We start from the raw sequence: 23859 nt of genomic DNA, 5'->3' as shown, positions 1-23859 counted from the left end.
TCTCGTATTTTATCTTTTAAAATACGTTTATTAGCTGAGTTAGATGGGGCTTTTCTGAATTACAATCTAGTACACTCATTGGTTCAGGGGGCCGCTACATGCGCTTTAAGATCGTTAAAAGCTTTAGAAAGCTGTCATAGACCTGTATGATCTGCGTCTTAAAGCGTGTTTCATCGTTAGCTTTGGCTAATAAAACACCAAATTGACACGTGAAGCGTGAATTTTGCTCACAAAAGGTCAATTTCAAGCGCGATTATCCCATTAAAGATGGACGCTTCGCAACTAAATTATTACTCAAATCAGTGATTAGGCAATGTCAGAACAGCAAAAAAATCAGGTCCAATTTGTTGACATCGATGAAGGCAACCATGGGCAACGAATTGATAACTTTTTAATTACCGCTTTAAAAGGGGTGCCAAAAAGTGCAATTTACCGAATTTTGCGTAAAGGCGAAGTGCGTGTAAATAAAAAACGCATTAAGCCAGTTTATAAGCTACAAGCGGGTGATGTGGTGCGTATTCCGCCAGTTAAAGTGGCTGAGAAACAAGAGTTTGTACCTAAAAATTTAGATAAAATAGCAAAGCTTGAAGACGCAATTTTATTTGAAGATAAATACCTTATGGTACTAAATAAGCCATCTGGTATGGCTGTTCATGGTGGCAGTGGCTTAAGTTATGGCTTAATCGAAGCGCTACGCAGCATTCGCCCAGATGAACGTAATCTTGAACTGGTTCATCGACTAGACCGCGATACGTCAGGCTGTTTACTCGTTTCTAAAAAACGTTCGGTGTTACGTGGGTTACATGAACAACTGCGTGAAAAAACCATGGAAAAAAATTACTGGGCACTGGTTACAGGTAGCTGGGCAAGTAAAATTAAGAATGTTACTGAGCCACTTCGTAAAAATACCTTGCAGTCGGGTGAGCGAGTAGTGCGCGTAGACGAAGCAGAAGGTAAGCCGAGCCAAACACGTTTTCGTGTTTTAGAGCGTTTTGGCCAATTTGCGACGTTAGTGCAAGCATCACCGGTAACGGGTCGAACGCATCAAATTCGTGTACATACGCAATGTAAAGGTCATCCAATTGCCTGTGATGATAAATATGGTGTCGCTGAGTTTGATAGCGAAATGAAGAAAAAAGGCTTAAATCGCCTATTTTTACACGCACATGACCTAACCTTTATTCACCCTAAAACAGAAGAGGGGATGCGTGTTGAAGCACCATTGGATAATCAGTTAAAGAACTGCATCAAAACACTACGTGAAGAAGCATAGATGACAGCGAAAGAACTTATCATTTTTGATTGGGACGGTACCATTATGGATACCGTGCCAAAAATTGTGAATACGGTAAAGCTTGTTGCAGATCGCCACCAGTTAACAAGGCCAAGTGACGATGCTATTCGTCAAATTATTGGTCTTAGTTTAGAGGTCGCAATTGAGAGACTTTTTAATGAACCAAGTGCCACGTTTGAGTTAGCGCAATCATATAAAGAGGTGTATGTGTCAGAAGACGATACGCCATCGACTTTATTTCCTCATGTGTTTGAATGTTTAACTGCATTAAAAAACAAAGGTTATACATTGGCTGTGGCGACGGGCAAAAGTCGCAAAGGGCTTGATCGTTTAATGCACGAGACTCAGCTAATTTCATTTTTTAAAGCGACACGTACCGCTTGTGAGTGCGCTTCTAAACCTTCACCAGAAATGATTTTAGAAATTTGTAGCGAACTTAATATTGCTCCTAATAAGGCGGTGATGATAGGTGATACCAGCATGGACTTGGCAATGGCTCAAAATGCCAAGGTAGCCTCTATTGGTGTTAGCTTTGGCGCACATCCGGTTTCTCAATTAGAGCCTTATGCGCCAGTCGCGATCATCGATCAGTTCGAGCAGCTAGTCGATTTATTTTAAATCCAGTGGGTCAATACCAATTTGTGCAAGCAGGTTGGTTAGTTTAATTAAAGGCAGACCCACAAGGGAATTGGGATCCTCACCTAAGATCTTATCAAATAACACAATACCTAACCCCTCCGATTTAAAGCTGCCCGCGCAGTTCAGTGGTTGTTCTTTATCTATATATTGTTCAATTTGGGCTTGGCGCAAGGTTTTAAAGTACACATCGGTGGTGTCATGCGTTACTAAGGTGTTATTAGTTGCAATATCAAACACGGCAAGCGAGGTAATAAAACGCACTTTATTACTTGAAAATAACGAAAGTTGCTTAATTGCGTTATCGCGCGTATGTGGTTTTCCGAGTATTTGCACTTTGTTGTCAGGCGTTTCAAATACGGCAACTTGATCAGAACCAATCACCACACCTTGTTGATAAAATTGAACCGCTGTTTTGGCTTTTTCAAGCGCTAATCGCTCAACCAATTCAATCACATTTTCATTGGCTTTTGGCGATTCATCAATATTAGGTGAAAAGCTCTCAAATACCGGTAAAATTTTTTCTAAAATTGATTTTCGAAACGGCGAACTTGACGCTAAAATAAACGGGGTTTTCATGATAATTTTCATCGAATACTTACTTTTTGCGCAGAATAGGATTCAATTGCGCTAAATGCAAAGGAAAGTTGAATTTTATTTTGACTCTAAGTCTAACAATCTATATGATGCAGCCCCTATGCAAAAGGTGAAGATTCCGATCACGCTTGATCCTATACGAACCGCACAAAAACAGGTCACTTATGACGGTATTGTGTTGTTCGAGCAACTTCCTCGATTACTCGATGTAGTTGTACGGAACGAGGGTGAGGTCGAAGTTAAAATTCATTTCAGAAAAGACGAACAGGGAATTAGTGTTGTTGAAGGCCATGCCAACGCCAACATTACAACTATTTGTCAGCGCTGTAATGAAGAGTTAGGGTTGGATTTGGAACTAGACTTTGCTTATTCGCCAATAGGTATAGGTAAGTCATCTGAGCATCTACCGTCATGTTATGATGTGGTAGAGATGGATGAGGAAGGTGAAATTAATTTACATCAACTAGTTGAAGACGAATTAATGTTAGCCATCCCAATAGTACCGATGCATGAAGAGTCTCATTGCAGATTTTCAGAAAAGCCTTTGAGCTTTGGTGAAATAGAAGCAGAAGATGACAAACCAAATCCATTTGAAATTTTGAAACAACTTAAGAAAGATTCTTAGGAGATAAGGCAATGGCTGTACAAAAAAGCAAGAAGTCTCGCTCTAAGCGTGGTATGCGTCGTTCACACGATGCGATCAATGGTCCAACTCTAACAGTTGATCCAGTATCAGGTGAAACGCACCGTCGTCACCACGTAACTGCAGACGGTTACTACAAAGGCGAAAAAGTAGTTTCTTAATAGAGCTATTTTGATGTCTAATCTAACCATAGCGTTAGATATAATGGGGGGCGATTACGGCCCCCGTTCTTCGTTGCCTGCAGCAATTGAAGCTGTAAATTCGCACGATAATATCACCCTGATATTATGCGGTAACGAAACCCTCATTCGCACAGAGCTTGAAAAGCTCGATGCTTTGCAACACCCTCGATTACAGATTAAACATTGTAGCGAAGTCGTCAATAACGACGATAAACCATCCACAGCGTTACGCTGTAAAAAAGATTCCTCAATGCGAAAAGCCCTTGATTTAGTTAAATCAGGAGAAGCACAAGCATGTGTGTCTGCCGGTAATACCGGTGCACTGTTTGCGATGGCTTATTGCATCTTGAAAATGCTGCCGGGCATTAGTCGACCTGCATTAATCAGTTCGGTTCCAACTGAAAAACCTAAACCCGTTTATTTATTGGATTTAGGGGCTAATGTTACTGCAGATCCCGAAACATTGTTTGACTTTGCCGTAATGGGCAGTGTGGTTGCCGAACAATCGCAAGGCATTGAAAACCCGACTGTAGGGTTACTTAATATCGGCGCAGAAGATATTAAAGGGCATGAAGATATCAAACGCGCGTCGGAGTTGTTTGAACAATCAAATGCACTTAACTACATCGGTTATTGTGAAGGCACCGACATTTTTAAAGGCAAGGCCGATGTTATTGTATGTGATGGCTTTGTGGGCAATATTGCATTAAAAACCTGTGAGGGTATTGCCAAAATGATCATTCATAAACTAAATAAAACCCTCAAAAAAAGCATTTTTTACCGCGCCGCAGCACTTTTAATGTTTCCAGTGCTAAAAAAACTCTATAAAAAGATGAACCCCGACCAGTATAACGGTGCAAGTTTGGTAGGATTACGCGGTATTGTGGTTAAAAGTCACGGTAATGCGAAATCGCCGGCATTTTTGGCGGCGATAAACGAAGCCGTGCGGGAGGTTGAAAAGCAACTTCCTGAGAAAATAGCAGCACGATTTGCTGCGCTGAAAGGGCAACAACTTGCGCTTGACAATGAGGAAAATGATCCACTTTGTTCACCGTGCAGTAAATAGCGCCACTTTCACCACCAAAAGAATTTTATAACCAGCAAATGCTGGTTTTGTTTTGTTATAGAAGAAGAAACTATGTCAAATAACACAGCGATTTTATTTCCAGGCCAAGGTTCACAAACTGTGGGCATGCTGGCTGAACTACTTGCAGAATCAGATGTTGTTAAAGCAACCTTTACCGAGGCAAGTGACGCACTTGGTTACGACTTAGCAGCACTTGTGCTAACTGGTCCTGCAGAATCATTAAATGAAACGCACCGTACTCAACCTGCGTTATTAACGTCAAGTGTGGCTATTTATCGTCACTTTATTGAAGCAGGTGGCGAAAAGCCAAGTTCAATGGCAGGTCACAGCTTAGGTGAATACTCAGCATTAGTTTGTGCTGGCGTTATTTCACTTTCAGAAGCAGTAAAGCTTGTTGAAAAACGTGGCCTTTATATGCAAGAAGCAGTACCAGCGGGTACTGGCGCAATGTACGCAATTATTGGTCTAGCCGATGATGCAATTGCAAAAGCATGTGAAGATGCAGCGCAAGGCGAAGTAGTATCGCCAGTAAACTTTAATTCACCTGGTCAAGTTGTTATTGCTGGTCAAAAAGCAGCAGTAGAGCGTGCAGGGGAACTATGTAAAGAAGCAGGTGCAAAACGCGCACTTCCGCTAGCTGTTAGCGTACCGTCACACTGTGCATTAATGAAGCCAGCAGCTGATAAATTAGCGGCTGATTTAGAAGCGATTACATTTAATACACCTGAAATCTCGGTGATTAATAATGTAGACGTGGCTACTGAAACTGCAAGCGAAGCAATTAAAGACGCATTAGTGCGTCAACTTTACAGCCCAGTGCGTTGGACTGAAACAGTACAAAAATTAGCGCAAGATGGCTTAACTACGACTTATGAGTTTGGTCCAGGTAAAGTATTAACGGGTCTTGCAAAACGTATTGATAAATCGGTAAGTTGCGCTGCAGTTAACGATTTAAACACTCTTTCTAGCGTTTTAGACGCATAATTTACGGAAAATTTTATGAGTAACTTATTCTCTTTAGAAGGCAAAGTAGTACTAGTAACTGGTGCAAGCCGTGGTATTGGTAAATCAATTGCTGAAACACTGGTATCGCTAGGTGCTAAAGTTGCAGGTACTGCAACAAGCGAAGGCGGTGCAGGTAAAATTAGTGATTACTTAGGCGAAAACGGCAAAGGTTATGCACTTAACGTTACCGACGCTGAATCAATCGAAGCGACACTTGCTGCAGTAAAAGCTGACTTAGGCGATATCGATGTATTAGTAAATAATGCTGGTATTACTCGTGACAACCTACTTATGCGTATGAAAGATAGCGAGTGGGATGACATTATCGATACTAACTTATCGTCAATCTTCCGTTTATCAAAAGCGGTATTACGTCCAATGATGAAAAAGAAAAATGGCCGTATTATCAATATTGGTTCAGTGGTTGGCACTATGGGTAATGCAGGTCAAGCTAACTATGCAGCAGCAAAAGCGGGCGTAATCGGTTTTTCTAAATCTATGGCGCGTGAGGTGGCTTCTCGCGGCATTACGGTTAACGTAGTAGCGCCTGGTTTTATCCAAACAGATATGACTGACGAGCTAACAGATGATCAAAAAGCAGCAACGCTTGCTAACGTGCCTGCGAACCGTTTAGGTCAACCGAACGAAATTGCAGCGGCAGTGGCTTATTTAGCATCTGACGCAGCGGCGTACGTAACAGGCGAAACTTTGCATGTAAACGGCGGCATGTACATGATCTAGCGCATGCGCTTATCGCAATTTCGGCGAAATTGTTTAATTTAGGGTTGAAATTGCGGTGAAAGTAGGCGATAAAAGGTTAGTTTTAGATTTATGAGGTTCGACCAGATAATAAAAATCGAAATGAATCTTGAATCATAAAATTTTGCAGCGTAAACTACGCCGCAATCTGAAAAATAACGCAACAGCGTTTTTTAATTAAGGAAAAAAGAATGAGCAACATCCAAGAACGTGTTCAAAAAATCATCGTAGAGCAACTAGGTGTTCAAGAAGAAGAAGTAAAAGCAGAAGCATCATTTGTTGATGATTTAGGCGCTGATTCACTAGACACTGTAGAACTAGTTATGGCTCTAGAAGAAGAGTTTGACACTGAGATCCCAGACGAAGAAGCTGAGAAGATCACTACAGTTCAAGCAGCTATCGATTACGTTACTGCTCACGCTGAGTAATTAAAGCATAGACATTAAAGGCAGCATTCCAGCTGCCTTTAGTTTTTCAAAAGCCCTCATTAGGGCTTTTGTATTATCTGCACCTAATATATTTTGGAGATGACTGTGGCTAAACGTCGAGTAGTGGTTACTGGCCTAGGTATGTTAACCCCACTAGGTAATGATGTTGATTCAACATGGCAAGGTTTATTAGCGGGTCAAAGTGGCATTGGTTTAATCGAGCATTTTGATACGTCTGATTTCGGTACTAAATTCGCGGGTCTTGTAAAAGATTTTGACCCAACACTTTATATGGCGAAAAAAGATACCAAAAAAATGGATTTATTCATTCAATACGGTATTGCTGCTGGTGTACAAGCATTTAAGGATTCAGGTTTAGAAGTAACTGAAGAAAATGCTGAGCGCATTGGTGTCGCTGTGGGTTCAGGTATTGGTGGTCTAACACTTATCGAAGAAAACCATGTTAAATTACTTAACAGTGGCCCTCGCAAATTATCACCGTTTTACGTGCCTTCAACCATTATCAATATGATTTCAGGTCATTTATCGATTATGCACGGCCTAAAAGGTCCAAATATTTCGATTGTTACGGCATGTACGACAGGTCTTCACAATATTGGTCATGCAGCACGTATGATCGCCTACGGTGATGCAGATGCAATGGTTGCGGGTGGTGCAGAAAAAGCATCAACACCAATCGGTATGGGCGGTTTTAGCTCTGCACGCGCGCTTTCAACACGCAACGATGACCCACAAGCGGCATCGCGTCCGTGGGATAAAGACCGTGACGGTTTCGTTCTTGCAGACGGTGCAGGTGTAATCGTCCTAGAAGAATACGAACATGCAAAAGCGCGTGGCGCAAAAATTTATGCTGAGCTTGTAGGCTTTGGTATGAGTGGCGATGCGTATCACATGACATCTCCACCAGAAGATGGCGCAGGCGCGGCGTTAGCGATGAAAAACGCACTAAATGACGCAGGCCTTAATGCTGAGCAAGTGGGTTACATCAACGCACACGGTACATCAACGCCGGCAGGTGATATTGCTGAAACCAACGCGGTTAAGTCTATTTACGGCGCTGCAGCAAGTGATGTGCTAGTTAGCTCGACTAAATCAATGATGGGTCACCTACTTGGTGCTGCAGGTTCTGTTGAATCAATTGTAACGATTTTATCGCTTCGTGACCAAAAAGTAACACCAACAATCAACCTTGATAACCCAAGTGAAGGTTGTGATTTAGATTACGTTGCGCACACGGCGCGCGATGCGAAATTGGATTACGCGCTGTGTAATTCATTTGGCTTCGGTGGAACTAATGGCTCTTTATTATTTAAGAAGATATAATCGTTAGCAGAAATCGAATTGCGAATAAAAGCCTAGGATTTCCTAGGCTTTTTTGTGTGTATGGATATAACAATAATAAAAAATAGCCAAACTCAAACCGTCGCCTCTACCGACCGAGCATTGCAATATGGCGATGGCTTTTTCACAACCATTAAAGTAGAAAATGGCAAACCGTGTTTGTTAGAGCAGCATTTAGCACGGCTAGCGCGCTGTGTGGCGCGTTTGTATTTTGATAATGTTGATTTATCAGCTATTGAAAACCAAATAAATGCGCTTGCAAGCGACCATTCTCTGGCGGTTATCAAAGTCATTGTCAGTCGTGGTCAGGGTGGTCGGGGTTATCAACTGCCTACCGTACAAGTGCCGCAGGTATATATTTACACTTCTGATTTTCCAGAGAGCTATTTAACGCTCAAACAACAGGGCGTCGCCCTCGATACCTTATCAACGCAATTGGCAATTAATCCTTTACTTGCAGGGTTAAAAACCCTTAACCGTTTGGAGCAGGTGTTAGCAAAGCAAGAAGTACAACAAAAAGGTGTTAGCGAGGGGCTTTTGCTTAACTGTAACCATGAAGTCATTGAAACTACGGTTGCTAATGTTCTGCTCTTAAAAAATGGCCAGTTAATTACCCCAAAACTCGACAAATCGGGTGTGTTTGGTGTTTTTTTAGCGCATTTAGCGAAGCATATCGATATTAAATTTGATACTGTTTCTTTGAGCGACTGCTACAGCGCAGATAATTTATTTTGTTGTAATAGCTTAATGGGGATCGTACCAATTACACGTCTTGATGCACATTACTACAGCCTTGAAAACGCACTTCAATTTTTAAACGAGCAAGCATTATGATACGAGCGTTTGCGTTTTTATTTACGACCTTAATTGCAGCGGTTGCCTTTGTGGGTATTCAGCTTAAGCAGTTACAAGCGACACAAATTAGCATTTCTGAACCAACACTTTATCAAGTAAAGGCAGGTACGGGCGTTAACGCAATGTGCCGCACATTTAAAGCAAATGGTTGGATAAACGACTGCTTTTGGCTCAAGGTATACGCCAAAATAAACCCTCAGTTAGTGGAATTAAAACAAGGCATGTACTTAATTGAGTCGCAGCCTTTGCTATCGTTAATTTCCAAGATGAATAAAGGGCGCGATCATCAATTTGCGTTTACTATTGTTGAAGGCTCAACCTTTAAACAAGTGTTAGCCAGCTTTAAAGATGCGCCGTATTTAGAATTAGTATCAGAGCAATCGTTGCGGACCACACTCAGCATGTGGGGCATTAATCAAACTAATCCAGAAGGGTGGTTTTACCCAGACACGTATCATTATTCTGCTGGCGATAGGCAGTTAGATATTTTAAACCGCGCCTATGAAAAAATGGCTAATACCTTAGATATCGCATGGCAAACCCGCGATACCTCAGTACCACTTAAATCAAAATACGATGCGCTTATTCTTGCATCGATTATTGAGAAAGAATCAGGTCACAATGCAGAGCGTGATTTAATTGCGTCTGTATTTGTAAATCGCCTTCATAAGGGCATGCGCTTACAAACCGACCCAACAGTAATTTATGGGTTAGGGGATGAATACCAAGGTGATATTAAAAAAGAGCATTTAAAACGTTACACCGATTATAATACGTATCGTATTAATGGATTGCCGCCAACACCTATAGCTATGCCATCAGAGCAGGCTATTTACGCGACTTTAAATCCACGATACTCTGATTTTTATTATTTTGTTGCATCAGGAGATGGTAAACACCATTTCTCTAAAACATTAGCTGAGCATAATGCAGCAGTTAGGAAATATATTTTAAAAAAATGAACGGTAAATTTGTTGTTATTGAAGGCCTTGAAGGGGCTGGTAAATCGTCTGCAATAGCAGTGTGTCAGCGCGTATTAAATGACGCGCAGGTTAATTTTGTTAATACCCGGGAACCGGGTGGTACACCACTTGCCGAATCGCTGCGCAGTTTAGTGAAAGCAACGCACGAGGAAAAAGTAAGTGATGCAACTGAATTACTGTTAATGTACGCAGCACGCTCGCAATTGGTTGAAAATGTTATCTTTCCTGCACTTAATCGTGGCGACTGGGTATTAGGCGACAGACATGACTTATCATCGCAAGCATACCAAGGTGGTGGCCGTGAAATCGATAATCACAAACTTGAAGCCTTGGCGGATATAGTGTTGGGCGAGCTAAAGCCAGATTTAACCTTGTACCTTGATATCGATCCAAAAATTGGGTTAGCACGCGCCGCGAATCGTGGTGAGTTAGACCGTATTGAACTTGAACAATTAAGCTTTTTTGAACGTACTCGCGAAGTGTATTTAAACGCCGCAAAAAACGATAGTTCAATTGTTACCATTGATGCTAGCTTACCAATGGAAACTGTTCACATGAACATTGAAAAAGCACTTAAGCAGTTTATTGATGGAGCGAATGCGTGATCCCAAGCTGGCTTCAACATAATTACGCACAGCTTCAGCAATTAGGCGCCACGGGGCAGCTGCATCACGGCCTGTTGCTACTTGGAAAAGAGGGCGTTGGTAGTTTCGATTTGGCATATCAGCTGGCGTTAGATTTATTGTGTATGTCTAACGGCACTCAGGCATGTGGTGTTTGTAAAGCATGTACCTTAAATAAAAGCCAAACAAACCCAGACTTTATGTTGGTCAGTGCCGAAAAAGACAGCATTAGCGTTGAACAAGTGCGTGCGATCAGCGACTTTTTTGTCAGCACAGCAAGCTTCCAAGGTAATAAAGTGGTTATTGTAAAAGATGCCCATTCTTTAACCTTATCAGCAAGTAATGCACTGTTAAAAACCTTAGAAGAACCCAACGCTAATCGCTACTTGGTACTGCTAAGTGATCCCAATACGCCACTGCCAGCAACAATTTTAAGCCGTTGCTTTAAAATTACGTTGACGGTAGACGCCAATCAAGCAAAACAATTTATTGGTGATTTAAGCATTGATGCGACACAACCTTGGGTTAATGCGTTTTTACATAGGCCGCTATGTTTGAAGCAATGGCAAGAAGACGGGCAACTAAGTGCCGTTGAATCTTTGTATCAGTTATCTCAGCAGCAAACGTTACAACCATGTCATAAGCAATTGCTTGAACTTTTTAACCAAAACACTGATTATATAGATATATTTGCGCAATTTTGCGCACAAAAATTGCAAACTGAGCTACTCAGTAATACGCTTGATGTAAAACGCTATCAAGAAAAAAATCAAGCATTGCTCAGTTTTGCGCATAAGTTTAAAGAAGTTAAAGGACTTAATTTATCATTGCAGCTAAACCAACTGTTAAAACAATTAAGTTATTTATAAATAGGACATTATTTTGCAAGAATTACTAGTCGATTTTGAAGATACACGTGAATTGTACAAGAGCTACATGCCTTATTTAAAAACAGGTGGCTTATTTGTACGCACCAATATGCAATTTGAAATGTCTCAACCATTAGCATTGCGCATTAGCTTGCCAGATGCACTTGAAGAAGATGTTATCACCGGTGAAGTCGTGTGGATCACACCACAAGGTAGCCAAAACTCAAATCCACCGGGTGTTGGTGTGAGCTTTATCGATGATAAGAGCCAAGTGCGCGATAAAATCGAAAAAATGCTAGGCGGTATGTTAAACTCTAGCGATCCCACTTATACCATGTAGTTTATGGACTTTTTGTGATTGTAGATTCTCACTGTCATTTAGACAGACTTAATTTTGATGAGCTTGGTCTTTCTCTTGACCAAGTATTAGAAAACGCCCGCGCTAAAAGTGTAGAGCACTTTTTATGTGTGTCGGTAACCTTAGATCAATTTCCAAGTATGTTGGAAAAGGTTAAAGCGTATCCCGATGTGTCAGTTAGTTGTGGTGTACATCCACTAGACCAAAAAGACGTACTTGATAAAGCACGTTTAGTTGAGCTTGCAACGCACGATAAAGTAGTGGCGATTGGTGAAACAGGTCTTGATTACTACTACAGTAAAGACACCCACCAAGTACAACAAGATTCATTTGCAGGGCATATTGATGTTGCCAATGAATTAAACAAGCCGTTAATCATTCATACCCGCGATGCAAAGCAAGATACCCTTGATATTATGCGCGCTCACAATGCGCAAAACTGCGGTGGCGTATTGCATTGCTTCACCGAAGATTGGGAAATGGCAAAGCAAGCGCTAGATTTAGGGTTTTATATTTCTATTTCGGGCATTGTAACCTTTAGAAATGCCGCAGCGCTGCGCGAAGTGGTAGAAAAAATTCCGCTTGACCGTTTGTTAATTGAAACAGACTCGCCTTATTTAGCGCCAGTACCGCATCGTGGCAAAACTAATCAACCTGCGTATGTTGAAGATGTTGCGTACTTTATCGCGGATCTTAAAAAGTTATCGTTTAAAGAGCTTGCAAAGGCAACCACAGATAACTTTTACGACCTCTTTAAACTAGCTAAGTAAACAGGATAACTGCGTGACACTGCCTATTCTGTTAACAGGACCTATGATCCGGCGAGCAGAACCGAGACAGGTCACGTTATTTATTGTAAGTTCCCAGCAAGCGCCGTTTAAAGTGAATGCCCCGGCGCTTGGTGAATTTGAGCAAACGCAACAAATTTTAGCGCTTGGCGAACACTGTTTTTGCCACTTTTACTTTCTAAATAGCACATCGACTACAGGGTTTGTGGTTGATACGCTAATTTCCTATCAATTAGAGCACAACAACGCGCCCGTTGACTTGTCGGCGTTTTATCTTGATGGACAATCATCGTGCAGCTTTGTTATTGCTAAACAGCTTAGTAGCATTTTGCATGGCTCGTGTCGTAATCCACATCATGAATCAAAAGACGCGCTTATAACCGCAAGCCATTTCTTGGCAAGTAAACGCAAAAATAATGAGCCAGAACCAAGGTTACTGGTGATGTCGGGCGATCAGATATACGCAGATGATGTTGCGGGCCCTATGCTATTAGCGGTTGAACAGTTAATCCACCAGCTAAAGCTTTTTAAAGAGCCTAGTCTGATTGACGAACTTCAGGCTGATGCAAAACATACGCTTTATACGCGCGATACTATTTTACCGATAACCAAATGGCATGAGCGTTCTAAACTCGAGTTTGGCTATTGGCTGCGCCAAGATTTGGAGCACTTTACCAGTTTAAAATCGCATAACCACTTGGTGCATCTTGAAGAATTTTTTGCGCTTTATTTATTAACAACGAGTGCAGCGTGTTGGCAGTTGGTTGGGTTAGACGATTTAACATTCGAATCGAATAATCAAAAACACACCAATACCTTTTTACAAGAAAAACAAAACTTAATCGACTTTGTTGATGGATTGCCCGAAGTTGAAAAGCTATTTGCTAATATTTCCCATATCACCATGTTTGACGATCATGATGTCACTGATGATTGGAATTTAACGGCGGGGTGGGAGCAGGCAGTTTATTCAAATCCGATAAGCAAACGCATTATTGCTAACGGTCTGATAAGTTATTTAGTATTCCAAGGTGTGGGTAACGATGGCGGCGAATATACCAAGGCGCTATTACATGCACTAGATGAGCAAATCACTACGCAGTATCGTCATTTAAAGCAATTTGATAATCAAATATTGGCATTTGATAGGTGGCATTACACCCTTGATACTCACCCTAAAATTATTGCACTCGATACCCGAACACACCGCTGGCGTAACGAAACCGATTTTAACGAACCGTCAGGTTTATTAGATTGGGAACAATTGGTAGAGCTTGACGATAATATGACAGGGCTTGAGGAGGTTATTTTAATCTCACCAGCGCCGGTATTTGGTGTTAAATCAATTGAAGCGATTCAAGCGATTTTTAACTTTTGTGGTCAGCCATTATTAGTTGATGTGGAAAACTGGATGGCCCATGAAGGGGCAGCGCGAAAATTAATGCAAATATTCAAACGCGCAGATACGCCAATTGAAACGCTGATTTTGTCAGGTGATGTGCATTATTCGTTTTGCTTTTCGGTGCAAAGCCGTTTTTCAAATCGTGATAACCGTATTTGGCAACTTACCGCCAGCGGCATTAAAAATGAATTTCCCAAATCTTTGCTCAGCAAATTAAACACTTTAGATAGCATTTTGTACCATCCAAGTAGCCCGCTTAATTTCTTTACAAAACGTTGGCAAATGAAGGTGCATAAACACCGTCATAAGCAATCAGCAAAGCATTTAGTGAGTGATTCGGCAATTAGTTTGGTGTGTTTAGACAACGAACGGCTGACGCACTACCAGCTATTACATGGTGATGGAAACATTACAGAATTTGATCTAAAAGAGAAAAGTTAAATTAAGCCCCGATTTTAACCTTCAATACAGCTCAAAAGTTGCAAAATACGGGGCTAAAGCCAAGTTTGTTGCGCTTTTACAAACGCCCAATAAAAATCGCCCAGGACCAATCCACATTGTCCTGGGCTTAGGGGAATGGCTCATTTAATGAGCCGTGCGCTAACTTACAAACTTGATCATTTCATAGGGAGAAGTGAAAAAGTATTAATAATTGTAGTTAAATTAATCAAAAAAAGGAAATTTTTGCTTAAAAAATAAACTCAACAAAAACAGTTGGTTATAAATTATTTAAAAAATTGTTAACAAGTTTTCATTAAGTTATTCCCAAGTTATCAACCGACTATCCCGAACTAACTCACGTGGCAACCCATTTTTGATTTTGTTCTTTTGCCATTTGCCTAAGCCAACGCAAGTATCGTTTAATAAAAGTAATACCTCGTCTTTCGCGCTAGTAACTTGTGCTAATTTAATATCTTTTCCTTGAAAGTAGTCACAAGCCTCTGAAACTGACAGTTTATGGGTGTTTTTAAGGCCTTCAGCGCCAAAGCAAGTTGCAAATTCATGATGTAATCGAATGCCATTTTTATGCACCTTACCAAGCAAAATCCCAATGCGACTGTATTTAATTTTGTCTATTACCGAGTCTATATTGCTAGGGAACAACCAAAGCTCTTGCTCGCGTTGCCAAAGCTTGCCTGCAAGCGGTTTCATAGCAAATTGCTTTTTGATTATTTGGTTAAATTGCTCGGTTGTTTTTTTATCTGCGGGGGTAAACGGAAACGCCCCTTTTTTAACTTTAGGCTCAGGCTGTGGCACATGGGACTTTTTAACAAACTTGGCGACAAAAAAACCTTCGGTATCGTAAATTTGTGGCCAAATATGTAAGTAACCTTCATCGGTTGCCGAGTCTTTCGCATTTTCAAATAAGTGATTTAGCGGCACTACCTCAATATGGTCGGCAAATGTAGTGAGTAAATATTGGCATACTGCTTGGTTTTCAAGTGGCGTTAATGTGCAGGTTGAATACACTAGCGTGCCACCGGTTTTTAAGGCATAAAACGCACTTTCGATTAGGCGCTTTTGCACATCGGCAATTTCAATATTAGATTCAATAGACCAATTTTTTAATGCACTCTCGTCTTTACGAATAGTGCCTTCGCCTGAGCATGGTGCATCAAGCAGAATATGGTCAAAGCTCTGTTCCATATACTGACCAAAAATACTGGCGTCAAAATGCGAAAGGGCACAGTTGCTAATACCTAAACGCTGCATATTGGCACTTAACGACTTAATACGCGAACTCGAATACTCATTGGCAACTAATACACCTTCGCTTGAAAGGGCCTCAGCAATTTGAGTTGATTTACTGCCGGGAGCTGCTGCCATATCAAGTACACAGCAGTCACTTATGTCGTTACCATCTAACAGGGCGGTAACAGGCATCATGGAGCTTGCTTCTTGCACGTAAATGCAACCAGATAAGTGAATATCAGTATTACCCAGTGAAAGTGATTGTTGGTTTTCAGGGCGTTCAAGCCAAAAGCCATTTTCACACCACGGCACCTGCGTTATTTGCCAATCGTTTAGGGCTGCGTATTGTTTAAAACTGGCAACTGACATCTTTTTGGTATTTACGCGAACGGCGGTTCTAAGTGGCTTCTTACATGAGGCAAGATAATCATCTATTGAGAGATGATTTGGAATATAGCTTTCAACATCGTCAATAAACGTTTGTGGAATATAAATATTAGAATGCACTTTTTATCTGCCATGTAAGGGTAATTGCGACAATAATACAGGAAATGTGGCACACTAAGCAGCATTCAAAATAATAATAATCTGATTATGCTTAACAAAATTTGGCTTTCATTTTTCATTATCGCGTTTGTGTCTGCATTAGCTACTTGGATTGGCGGTGACGGCTTAGTATTTGAAAGGTTGGTACAAGCTGTATTTAGTATGGCCAAAGTATCCGTTGAAATTGCTATAGGCTTAATTGGCGCGCTGTGCTTTTGGTTAGGGGTAATGAAAATTGCCGAGCGCGGCGGCATGGTAGATGTGCTTGCCAAAGGCTTATCGCCACTATTTACCCGCTTAATGCCCAGCGTGCCAAAAGGCCACCCAGCGTTTGGCTCAATTACCATGAATTTAAGCGCTAATTTACTGGGTCTTGATAATGCAGCAACGCCAATGGGCATTAAAGCCATGCATGATCTGCAATCTCTTAACAAAACGCCCGATACCGCAACCAACGCACAAATTCTGTTTTTAGTATTAAACACCAGCTCAGTGACGCTATTTCCAATTGCGGTATTTGTTTATCGCGCGCAGCAAGGCGCTGCTAGCCCAACCGATGTGTTTATTCCCATTTTATTGGCAACTTTTGCTTCAACGTTTGTTGGTTTATTGGTTACCTGCGCTATTCAGCGAATTAAACTGTTTAATACTGTTGTGCTGTTATACCTTGGTGGGTTAGTAGCAATTGTTATGGCGTTAATTTTGTATTTTATGAACTTAACCACCGAGTTGATGCAAACCCACTCGGCAATATTCAGTAACTTTTTAATATTTGCGTTTATTATTCTGTGCTTGTGTTGGGCAAGCATTAAAAAAATTGACGTGTACGACAGCTTTATTACTGGTGCCAAACAAGGATTCGAGTTATCGGTTTCGTTAATTCCATATTTATTAGCCATGTTATGTGCCATTGGGGTGTTTAGAGCAAGTGGGGCGCTTGATTATGTATTGGATTGGCTGCGTACTGTAGTCATTACGTTAGGCGGAGATACACAATTTGTAGATGCCATGCCAACTGCTTTTATGAAGCCACTTTCAGGCTCAGGCGCGCGGGCAATGATGTTAGAAACCATGAATACCCATGGTGCAGACTCATTCGCAGGGCGTTTAGCTTCTACTATTCAAGGTTCAACCGAAACCACGTTTTATGTGTTAGCAGTGTATTTTGGTGCAGTTGGCATAAAACATACCCGCCATGCAGTGGGTTGTGGCTTAGCTGCAGATTTTGCCGGTATTCTAACTGCCATTGGTGTGTGCTATTGGTTTTTTGGTTAGGTCACTATTGTTAGGGAAAGCTGAAATTGTTCGTTAAGTTCCATAACACATAAATTTAGTAAGTTAACTTGCCTTTGTATTAAGTTTAACCAAGTAATCTTCATTCATATTTAGGCGTAACTTTTTAAAACTAATAATTGTAGCTCTATGAAATATTTTAGAAAAATGATTGAACACTTTATTCCAGTCAATGATGCTGAGTGGGCACATGCGTGTGAAATGTTTGAGGTAAAACGTGTTAAAAAAGGCACCAGGGTACATTGCGCAGGTGACGTGTTCGGTGAAATCTGGTTTATAAAAAGTGGGTTAGCGAGGTCTTACCTTACCGATATAAATGGGAAAGACCATACGTGGCAGCTCTATTTTCGCGGCAAGAGCAAACATGGCTTAAATCACTTTATGGATGACAGTGTCAGTTTTTATGAAAAAACAGGTTCAATGCTTAACTTTGAAGTTCTTGAAGATTCGGTTTTTTATGTAACGTCTCTTGAAACCCTCGATAAGTTTATTATGCAAGAAAAAAAGTGGGAGACATTAGCAAGAATCTGGCTACATAACACATATTATTCATCAACATATAAGCGAGTACTCTCACTTATGTCAGAAACCGCTGCCGAAAGATACACCCGCTTACTAGACGAATACCCATTAATATTAAAGCAAGTTAAATCCTATCATATCGCCTCATATCTCGGTGTTGCTCCCCAAACACTGAGTAAATTAAAAAAATGAATCTAGGTGAATGAGTTAAGTTATTTTGTTGTTTACCATTCCATTTTTAATAATGGAGTTAAACAATGAAGACACAAAAACAATTTAATCCCCATATACAAGCTAAAAATCAGCAGTGGGTGTTACGCAAATTTGACGCTGATTGTGCTCTGCTAAATCTGCCAGACGACGTAGTTCACGCTGTTAATACGTGGAGGTTTTTATGATAGAACTGACGAAAATAGGCGGGCACCTAATATTTATGGGAATTGTGCTTTTTCTTATTGGTTTAATACAAGGTGCGGTAATCCCTAGAGCAAAAAACTCCCGAATGGCGCTTTCTGGTCATTTAACAGCTGTTCAGTGCGGTATGGCTCTGGCAATTTTTGGTGTGATTTGGTCGCTGGTAGAGTTGCCTTTATTTATTGAGACTGTTGTGGCTTATGGTTCTGCCCTTGGGTTTATACTTATTTGGCTTGGAATAACGATTGCCTCCGTGACAGGTGCAAGTAAAGCGCTTCCTATCGCTGGTGCAGGCTTTTCAGCAATCGTCACTTTCGAATTGATAGTTACAATTATGGTACGTTTAGGTTCATTACTATCATTAATCGCCTCGACAATATTGGCTTTTACATTAATGCCACTAATTTACTAACTGAAATATATGCATATAAAAACCATCGACCTCTTAGCTTGTTATAAAAATTACGCATAAGGATATGTTTAGCAGTGATGGATTCTGGCGCACGGGCAATGATGTTAGAAACCATGAATACCCATGGTGCAGACTCATTCGCAGGGCGTTTAGCTTCTACTATTCAAGGTTCAACCGAAACCACGTTTTATGTGTTAGCAGTGTATTTTGGTGCAGTTGGCATAAAACATACCCGCCATGCAGTGGGTTGTGGCTTAGCTGCAGATTTTGCCGGTATTCTAACTGCCATTGGTGTGTGCTATTGGTTTTTTGGTTAGTAGCCAAAAAGCAAAATGTTTACAAATGCGACAAGGGACTAATCACACCGTTCGCTCCTTGTTGCAACACATGCGTATAAATTTGCGTAGTTTTAACATCGCTATGACCTAATTGTGCTTGAACAGTACGAATATCTGCGCCACTTTGTAAAAGATGAGTCGCAAAGGAATGCCGTAATGTGTGTGGCGTTACTAGTTTGATAAAGCCAGATTGTTTAGCAGCTTGTTTTATAGCTTTACGAATACAACTTACATCAAAATGGTGACGCCTTATTTCGCCTGTTTCTGGATCAGCACTTAACTTATAAGAAGGAAACAAAAACTGCCATGCGAGTGACTTATTGGCAGTAGGGTGTTTTTTAGCAAGCGCTGTTGGCATCCATACTCCTGCAAATTGTGTGTTGTTTAAATCACGTTTTAAATACTCATTGACTTGAATTATCTTATTCCTCAATAAAGGAATAAGCTGTTTGGCAAGAGTGACTATGCGGTGTTTGTTCCCTTTACCGTTCCAAATACGCACGCAGAGGTAATCAAAATCAATGTCCTGAACCCTTAAGTTAACCACTTCTCTACTTCTTAAGCCACTGCCATACATTAAACTCGCAACTAAATAATTCCGCTTAGTTAAGTTTGAAAGTAACAAGCGAACTTCTTCACGAGTTAAAACGGTGGGGAGTTTTTGTTGGCGATTACTTTTAATAAAATTTAAGTTTATCGAAAGCGTCTGTTTAATAATGTGCCGATACATAAAGACAATAGCATTTAGAGCAAGTGCTTGTGTATTTGCTGCAAGATTTCGTTGTACTGTTAGGTAGTTCAAAAACGTTTCAACTTCGGTATCTCCCATTGAAGCTGGGTGACGCTTATTGTGAAAATTAATGTATGCAGCTATCCAATGAATATATGATTCGATTGTTTGTTTTGCATATCTTCTAGAATACATTTCCTCAATAATAAAATTTAAAAATGGAGAACGTGTTTTCATAATAATTAACTTTTCATTCGCACTGTGCTTATATACAGTATTGCGGTTTTTCCTCCTTAATCAAGTTAACAGGCAATTTGCCTCTTTTTACCAATTAACTATGAAGAGTTATTCAGCTAAGTTGATGACTAGTAAATGTTTGTAACAAATGTTATAAACTGGCTTGAAGATAAACAGGCGATGTTGCGGTAGAAAAAGAGGCAACTTGCCTCTTAATAAACTGTTATAAAGCCTAAGGTAACTGATGAACCTCGAAGCATTTTACCAAGACTATACTCAAGCAAAATCGCTAAAAGATAAGAATGAAAGTCATCATCTTGTCCGCAAGATTGTAGGTAGAATTGCTTCTAATTTTCCAAAAGATAACCCTGACTCTTTAGCTTGGTTTACTGCGGCTTTAATGCACCCTGAGAAAAAGTGGTTTGTGGTAAAGCTTTTGGAAAAAGTTAATCCTTTACCTAAAGCTCTTTTCGATGATTTAGTCTTTGCTTCATTAATCGAACATGATCCTAGTTTTAATAAATGGTTTATTAAGCCCTGTGTAAAGTCTTTTGGTATTGAAGCAGTTAAATCAAAGATCATGTCTGTTGCTTCTCATCCTCAAGTGGTTGAAAATGAAGGTGTAAACAAAGTAATGTACTGGGTTAGGTGAATGGCTTTATAACAAGCAGTTCAAGCGGGACTTTTTACAGTTTGCTCGGTTTCGCTTCGCTACACGATTTTAGCAAACTAATAAAAAGCCCCTTAACGTGGGCGTTAGGTCTCTAGAGTATTTCTTATGCAATTGGTTATAAAAACCATATCAATTTTATTCTTTCTTCAAATATTAAACGTTAATGGAGCTGACGTGAAACCAGAATCGAAACACATAGAATTATCTACTGATACTTGGGTTTTATCTTTACCTGAGTCATGGAAACCCGAAGCTATCGAAGGTGGGGTTAGAGTAGATTCAGCAGACGAGATTTTTTCGATTTATGTATCCACATACAATGTTGATACTCCTTTAAGTGGTTGGGCACAACGAGATCTCGAAATTGTTAAAAACTCCAAGCATTCAAACCCAGAAAATAATTTTAAATACATGCAAGAAACAATAGATTTGGCTTCAGACATCCAATCCTTTGTACTTGATGCATATGATAAAAAAAGTAGCTTTAGAATTTATACACAGCACTTTCGAATGGGTAATAAGCTGGTGACTTTTTCTATTCATGATTATTGGTGTCAGTCTTATGAAAAGTCTGTTAACTTTACACAAGAATTACTAAAAGGTTTTAAAATCAAGACCTAACAAGGTATTTAAACCAAGGACACAAAACAACAGGCTTGTGCTCCTTCGTCGCTGATTTTAGCCTGTTATTTTGTGCCGTTTAATACGGCGTTAGAGTTTTTGGAATATATCGATGGGCATGACTAGCGGAATCAACATAAGTGAACTCAATGATTTCTTTGACCATATATTTGAATATGATGTTTTAGTTTATGAAGCTTATTCTGACTTTGATTCTGAGCTAAGGCTATTTTCTTCTCTAAATGAGTTAAAAGATTACGTTTCCTATAAAATTAACAAAAACAACGAATTAAACAAAGATATTAATTTGTCATTACATTATGTAGATACTTGCGGACAAGTGTTTACTGAAAAACACGAACTTAACCCTGATGAGGGTAATGGTGCCAAATACAGATATACAAGTGATGGCTGGGGAGTTATTAACTTCAACGTATTTATTGAAGGTGCCCATTTTGGTTTATTTAGCTTACATTCTCGTAATGAAAAAGAAGCTAAAGAATGGGAAGATACATTGCCTGAATTTGGCAAGCCTAATTCTTGGGATTGGAAGAAAGTAAGCTTTCATATAAAAAGGCTAACGCAGGTTTATACCAAGATAAATAAAGATCTGGCAGTAAAACTCTAACAAAACCGTCAAGAAACGACGCAAAAAGCTTGGCTTGCGCTCATTCTTCGCTAATTATAGCCAAGCATTTTCCGCCTCTTACGGCGGCGTTAGCTTTCTTTTGAGATTGGAGAATAATGGTAGGTTACAGATGGACTTGTCAGGCATGTGAGTCTGGTAATGAGCCAAATTTGGATAAGTGTGCTTTTTGCGGCTGCCCAGCAAACGCAGGTAGTGAAGATATAGAAAAACATAATAACCCTGAGGGCTTTAAGAAAAAGAAAGCAAAAGAAGAGTATTCTCAGTCGTTGTTTATTTACTTTTTTATTCCTTTTTTTGCTGCAATCCATGCTGTAAATGGGCGGTACGAAACCTTACTTCTTCTTTTTGGGATAACTACTGCTGTTAGCTTTAAAAATATTAAACTACTTACTCATATTTGGCGTGATAATTGGGCAAGAACAAGTCTGAGCACAATATCTAGTTTATTCTTGGCATTAATACTGGTTAGGATATTCGTCATACCAGATAACAGTGACTTGGTGTGGTGGTCTGCTTTGTCTTATTTTCTGTTGGTACCGTTCTCATTTTACTATTTTTTTAAAAGTAAAAATGGCAAAAGAGTTTTTAGTGAGTACTACTCGAAAGCTAACAAGGTTGTAAACGCGGACAAATAACAGTTGGCTTTGTTCGTTCCTCACAAATTTTAGCCAACTATTATTAGCCGGTTACAAACGGCGTTATATGGCTAAGGAAAGTATGCGTAAATTTTTAGTTTTGATGATATTTTTAGCTTCTAGCTTAGTTTATGCCGATTCTGACCCTTGCGAGTCAAATAAGTACCCTGTTAAATGGAAATCCGATTTAAGCCATCCCGTATCTTATGAGCTACCTGCAATTTTCTATAAAACTAACAACTCAAAAGTTATTGTCTCTGTTTCAAAAGCGATAAATTTTGTTGAAGGTAATATGTCAACTCATAAACCTTATTTGAAAAGCGCCAAAGAGTACATAATTAATAGCTTGTCTGTGTTACCGAAAAACAAACTCGTGGATCATTCGAACCTTTGGATCGCGACAGAAGGATTGCAAGGGCAAGAGTTAAATAAAGCAATTCATGTTATGGCGGGTTACCAAGGGTTATTCGAAGGCTTATTGTTAAACAATGAAGCATCGGTAAGTATCAATGAAAAACTCATTGCTTCATCAAATACTCTGTATATGGTTGGTAAAGACCCAGCCCCTGTTCATGGCTTGGCTTATGTTCACAAGCTTATTGTTTCCAACTCCAATGACATAGTATTTTCTAAATGTTGGCTAGACAGCAAATAGCCATATAACAAACGCATTAATGAATGGACGTCTAAAGCTTGGCTGCGCTCATTCTTCGCTAATTTTAGCCAAGCTTAATCCGCCCATTATGCGGGCGTTAGCTATCAAGGATAGAGTTGTGAAATTATCACGTATATTGTTATTAACCTTTTTATTTAGTTCCCAATCAAATGCCGAAGTGTTTGATGCAAAATCCTTCTTTGAGTCATCAATTGAGAATACAAAAGCGAAAGCTCATGAATTTGTTGATTTATATTTAACTCAAAAAAACTTTAAAAAAGCGCATGAACTTTTATGCTCTGATATTGCGGAAAGAACTCCTTTATCAAGTTTGGAAGCTGTTTATGAGCAGCTAAACAAGTTTGCTGACCTAAGTAAATTCAAGAACCCTGAAATTATTGATGCAAATGTTCAATTACATGAAACTGAGCCATACGGTTTAGTTAATTATGTTGTGGTACTAAAAGACAAAGATAATCAAAAGTTAACAGGCTCTGTAAGTTTCCGAGCTAACAATTCTTGTATGTGGGGTTGGCGCTTCCAACCGATGATTACTCAGTCATTTGATAGC

The 23859-nt window shown here is 39.9% G+C and carries 28 protein-coding genes and 1 pseudogene; 26 read left to right on the top strand and 3 right to left on the bottom strand.

The features are described from left to right. Positions 1 to 313 precede the first annotated feature (313 nt). Positions 314 to 1273 (top strand): 23S rRNA pseudouridine(955/2504/2580) synthase RluC, encoded by a 960-nt coding sequence (rluC, locus tag L1068_RS04760; RefSeq protein ID WP_237129321.1) that lies wholly within the window; start codon positions 314 to 316, stop codon positions 1271 to 1273. Then, on the top strand, positions 1274 to 1912 hold the full coding sequence (locus tag L1068_RS04755; protein ID WP_237129320.1) for an HAD-IIIA family hydrolase: 639 nt from the start codon (positions 1274 to 1276) through the stop codon (positions 1910 to 1912). On the opposite strand, the gene L1068_RS04750 is transcribed toward L1068_RS04755, so the two are convergent. Further along, the gene (locus tag L1068_RS04750) at positions 1904 to 2509 is read right to left on the bottom strand and encodes a Maf family protein (protein ID WP_237129319.1); all 606 of its coding nucleotides are present in this window, start codon (positions 2507 to 2509) and stop codon (positions 1904 to 1906) included. The two genes, L1068_RS04755 and L1068_RS04750, sit on opposite strands and share 9 nt — an antisense overlap. A 118-nt stretch (positions 2510 to 2627) precedes the next feature. Here L1068_RS04750 and yceD point away from each other — a divergent pair, with 118 nt between their 5' ends. The 14 genes from yceD (at position 2628) to L1068_RS04680 (ending at position 14312) form a co-directional block, all read left to right on the top strand. Further along, on the top strand, positions 2628 to 3152 hold the full coding sequence (gene yceD / locus L1068_RS04745; RefSeq protein ID WP_040641640.1) for a 23S rRNA accumulation protein YceD: 525 nt from the start codon (positions 2628 to 2630) through the stop codon (positions 3150 to 3152). 11 nt (positions 3153 to 3163) lie between these two features. Continuing rightward, positions 3164 to 3331, top strand: a complete 168-nt coding sequence (gene rpmF, locus L1068_RS04740; RefSeq protein WP_010559953.1) for a 50S ribosomal protein L32 — start codon at positions 3164 to 3166, stop codon at positions 3329 to 3331. Positions 3332 to 3341: 10 nt separating this feature from the next. Continuing rightward, complete coding sequence (gene plsX / locus L1068_RS04735) at positions 3342 to 4418, top strand: phosphate acyltransferase PlsX (RefSeq protein ID WP_237129318.1); 1077 nt, start codon at positions 3342 to 3344, stop codon at positions 4416 to 4418. A 72-nt stretch (positions 4419 to 4490) separates the two neighbouring features. Then, positions 4491 to 5423 carry an ACP S-malonyltransferase gene (gene fabD / locus L1068_RS04730; RefSeq protein WP_237129317.1) on the top strand — a complete coding sequence of 311 codons (933 nt, stop codon included), beginning with the start codon at positions 4491 to 4493 and terminating at the stop codon, positions 5421 to 5423. A 15-nt stretch (positions 5424 to 5438) separates the two neighbouring features. After that, positions 5439 to 6185, top strand: a complete 747-nt coding sequence (gene fabG / locus L1068_RS04725) for a 3-oxoacyl-ACP reductase FabG (RefSeq protein ID WP_054981042.1) — start codon at positions 5439 to 5441, stop codon at positions 6183 to 6185. A 209-nt stretch (positions 6186 to 6394) separates the two neighbouring features. Continuing rightward, positions 6395 to 6631, top strand: a complete 237-nt coding sequence (gene acpP, locus L1068_RS04720) for an acyl carrier protein (protein WP_010559957.1) — start codon at positions 6395 to 6397, stop codon at positions 6629 to 6631. A gap of 105 nt (positions 6632 to 6736) precedes the next feature. Further along, a complete protein-coding gene (gene fabF, locus L1068_RS04715) occupies positions 6737 to 7975 on the top strand; it encodes a beta-ketoacyl-ACP synthase II (RefSeq protein ID WP_237129316.1) in 1239 nt (412 codons plus the stop codon). A gap of 60 nt (positions 7976 to 8035) precedes the next feature. Next, positions 8036 to 8827: an aminodeoxychorismate lyase gene (gene pabC, locus L1068_RS04710; RefSeq protein ID WP_237129315.1), complete on the top strand. Its 792-nt coding sequence runs from the start codon at positions 8036 to 8038 to the stop codon at positions 8825 to 8827. Beyond that, positions 8824 to 9810 carry an endolytic transglycosylase MltG gene (gene mltG, locus L1068_RS04705; RefSeq protein WP_237129314.1) on the top strand — a complete coding sequence of 329 codons (987 nt, stop codon included), beginning with the start codon at positions 8824 to 8826 and terminating at the stop codon, positions 9808 to 9810. Before pabC ends, mltG begins: the two co-directional genes overlap by 4 nt. Then, positions 9807 to 10436, top strand: coding sequence for a dTMP kinase (gene tmk, locus L1068_RS04700; protein ID WP_237129313.1), 630 nt, complete (start codon positions 9807 to 9809; stop codon positions 10434 to 10436). The genes mltG and tmk overlap by 4 nt, the downstream gene beginning before the upstream one ends. Further along, positions 10433 to 11323, top strand: a complete 891-nt coding sequence (locus L1068_RS04695; protein ID WP_237129312.1) for a hypothetical protein — start codon at positions 10433 to 10435, stop codon at positions 11321 to 11323. The genes tmk and L1068_RS04695 overlap by 4 nt, the downstream gene beginning before the upstream one ends. Positions 11324 to 11336: 13 nt before the next feature. Beyond that, entirely contained in the window at positions 11337 to 11663 is a 327-nt protein-coding gene (locus tag L1068_RS04690) for a PilZ domain-containing protein (RefSeq protein ID WP_010559963.1), read from the top strand. A 14-nt stretch (positions 11664 to 11677) separates the two neighbouring features. Beyond that, positions 11678 to 12451, top strand: coding sequence for a YchF/TatD family DNA exonuclease (locus tag L1068_RS04685; protein ID WP_010559964.1), 774 nt, complete (start codon positions 11678 to 11680; stop codon positions 12449 to 12451). A gap of 43 nt (positions 12452 to 12494) precedes the next feature. Further along, positions 12495 to 14312, top strand: coding sequence for a metallophosphatase (locus L1068_RS04680; protein WP_237129462.1), 1818 nt, complete (start codon positions 12495 to 12497; stop codon positions 14310 to 14312). 318 nt (positions 14313 to 14630) lie between these two features. Here the strand turns inward: L1068_RS04680 and rsmF are convergent, their stop codons facing one another. After that, entirely contained in the window at positions 14631 to 16070 is a 1440-nt protein-coding gene (gene rsmF, locus L1068_RS04675; protein WP_237129311.1) for a 16S rRNA (cytosine(1407)-C(5))-methyltransferase RsmF, read from the bottom strand. 87 nt (positions 16071 to 16157) lie between these two features. On the opposite strand from rsmF, the gene L1068_RS04670 reads away from it, so the two are divergent. The 4 genes and pseudogenes from L1068_RS04670 to L1068_RS04655 form a co-directional block, all read left to right on the top strand. Continuing rightward, complete coding sequence (locus L1068_RS04670; RefSeq protein WP_237129310.1) at positions 16158 to 17384, top strand: spore maturation protein; 1227 nt, start codon at positions 16158 to 16160, stop codon at positions 17382 to 17384. Between the two features lie 147 nt (positions 17385 to 17531). Continuing rightward, entirely contained in the window at positions 17532 to 18116 is a 585-nt protein-coding gene (locus L1068_RS04665; RefSeq protein WP_237129309.1) for a Crp/Fnr family transcriptional regulator, read from the top strand. 202 nt (positions 18117 to 18318) lie between these two features. Continuing rightward, a complete protein-coding gene (locus L1068_RS04660; RefSeq protein ID WP_237129308.1) occupies positions 18319 to 18750 on the top strand; it encodes a hydrogenase in 432 nt (143 codons plus the stop codon). Positions 18751 to 18833: 83 nt separating this feature from the next. Beyond that, positions 18834 to 19067, top strand: a pseudogene (locus L1068_RS04655) (hypothetical protein); the annotation flags it as partial. 19 nt (positions 19068 to 19086) lie between these two features. On the opposite strand, the gene L1068_RS04650 reads toward L1068_RS04655, so the two are convergent. Beyond that, entirely contained in the window at positions 19087 to 20055 is a 969-nt protein-coding gene (locus tag L1068_RS04650; protein WP_237129307.1) for an integron integrase, read from the bottom strand. A 244-nt stretch (positions 20056 to 20299) separates the two neighbouring features. On the opposite strand from L1068_RS04650, the gene L1068_RS04645 reads away from it, so the two are divergent. The 6 genes from L1068_RS04645 to L1068_RS04620 form a co-directional block, all read left to right on the top strand. Further along, complete coding sequence (locus tag L1068_RS04645) at positions 20300 to 20707, top strand: hypothetical protein (protein ID WP_237129306.1); 408 nt, start codon at positions 20300 to 20302, stop codon at positions 20705 to 20707. Between the two features lie 195 nt (positions 20708 to 20902). Continuing rightward, entirely contained in the window at positions 20903 to 21349 is a 447-nt protein-coding gene (locus tag L1068_RS04640) for a hypothetical protein (RefSeq protein ID WP_237129305.1), read from the top strand. Between the two features lie 118 nt (positions 21350 to 21467). Then, positions 21468 to 21977, top strand: coding sequence for a hypothetical protein (locus L1068_RS04635; protein WP_237129304.1), 510 nt, complete (start codon positions 21468 to 21470; stop codon positions 21975 to 21977). Between the two features lie 116 nt (positions 21978 to 22093). Next, positions 22094 to 22633 (top strand): hypothetical protein, encoded by a 540-nt coding sequence (locus L1068_RS04630; RefSeq protein WP_237129303.1) that lies wholly within the window; start codon positions 22094 to 22096, stop codon positions 22631 to 22633. A gap of 67 nt (positions 22634 to 22700) precedes the next feature. Further along, entirely contained in the window at positions 22701 to 23288 is a 588-nt protein-coding gene (locus tag L1068_RS04625; protein ID WP_237129302.1) for a hypothetical protein, read from the top strand. A 118-nt stretch (positions 23289 to 23406) separates the two neighbouring features. Further along, positions 23407 to 23859, top strand: a 453-nt coding sequence (locus tag L1068_RS04620) for a hypothetical protein (protein WP_237129301.1), incomplete at its 3' end; no start/stop codon positions are given.

The sequence above is a fragment of the Pseudoalteromonas sp. MMG024 genome (assembly GCF_021654175.1).
Taxonomy (GTDB): domain Bacteria; phylum Pseudomonadota; class Gammaproteobacteria; order Enterobacterales; family Alteromonadaceae; genus Pseudoalteromonas.
The sequence above is the reverse complement of the archived record's forward strand: the minus strand, read 5'-3'. Positions and strand labels throughout refer to the sequence as shown.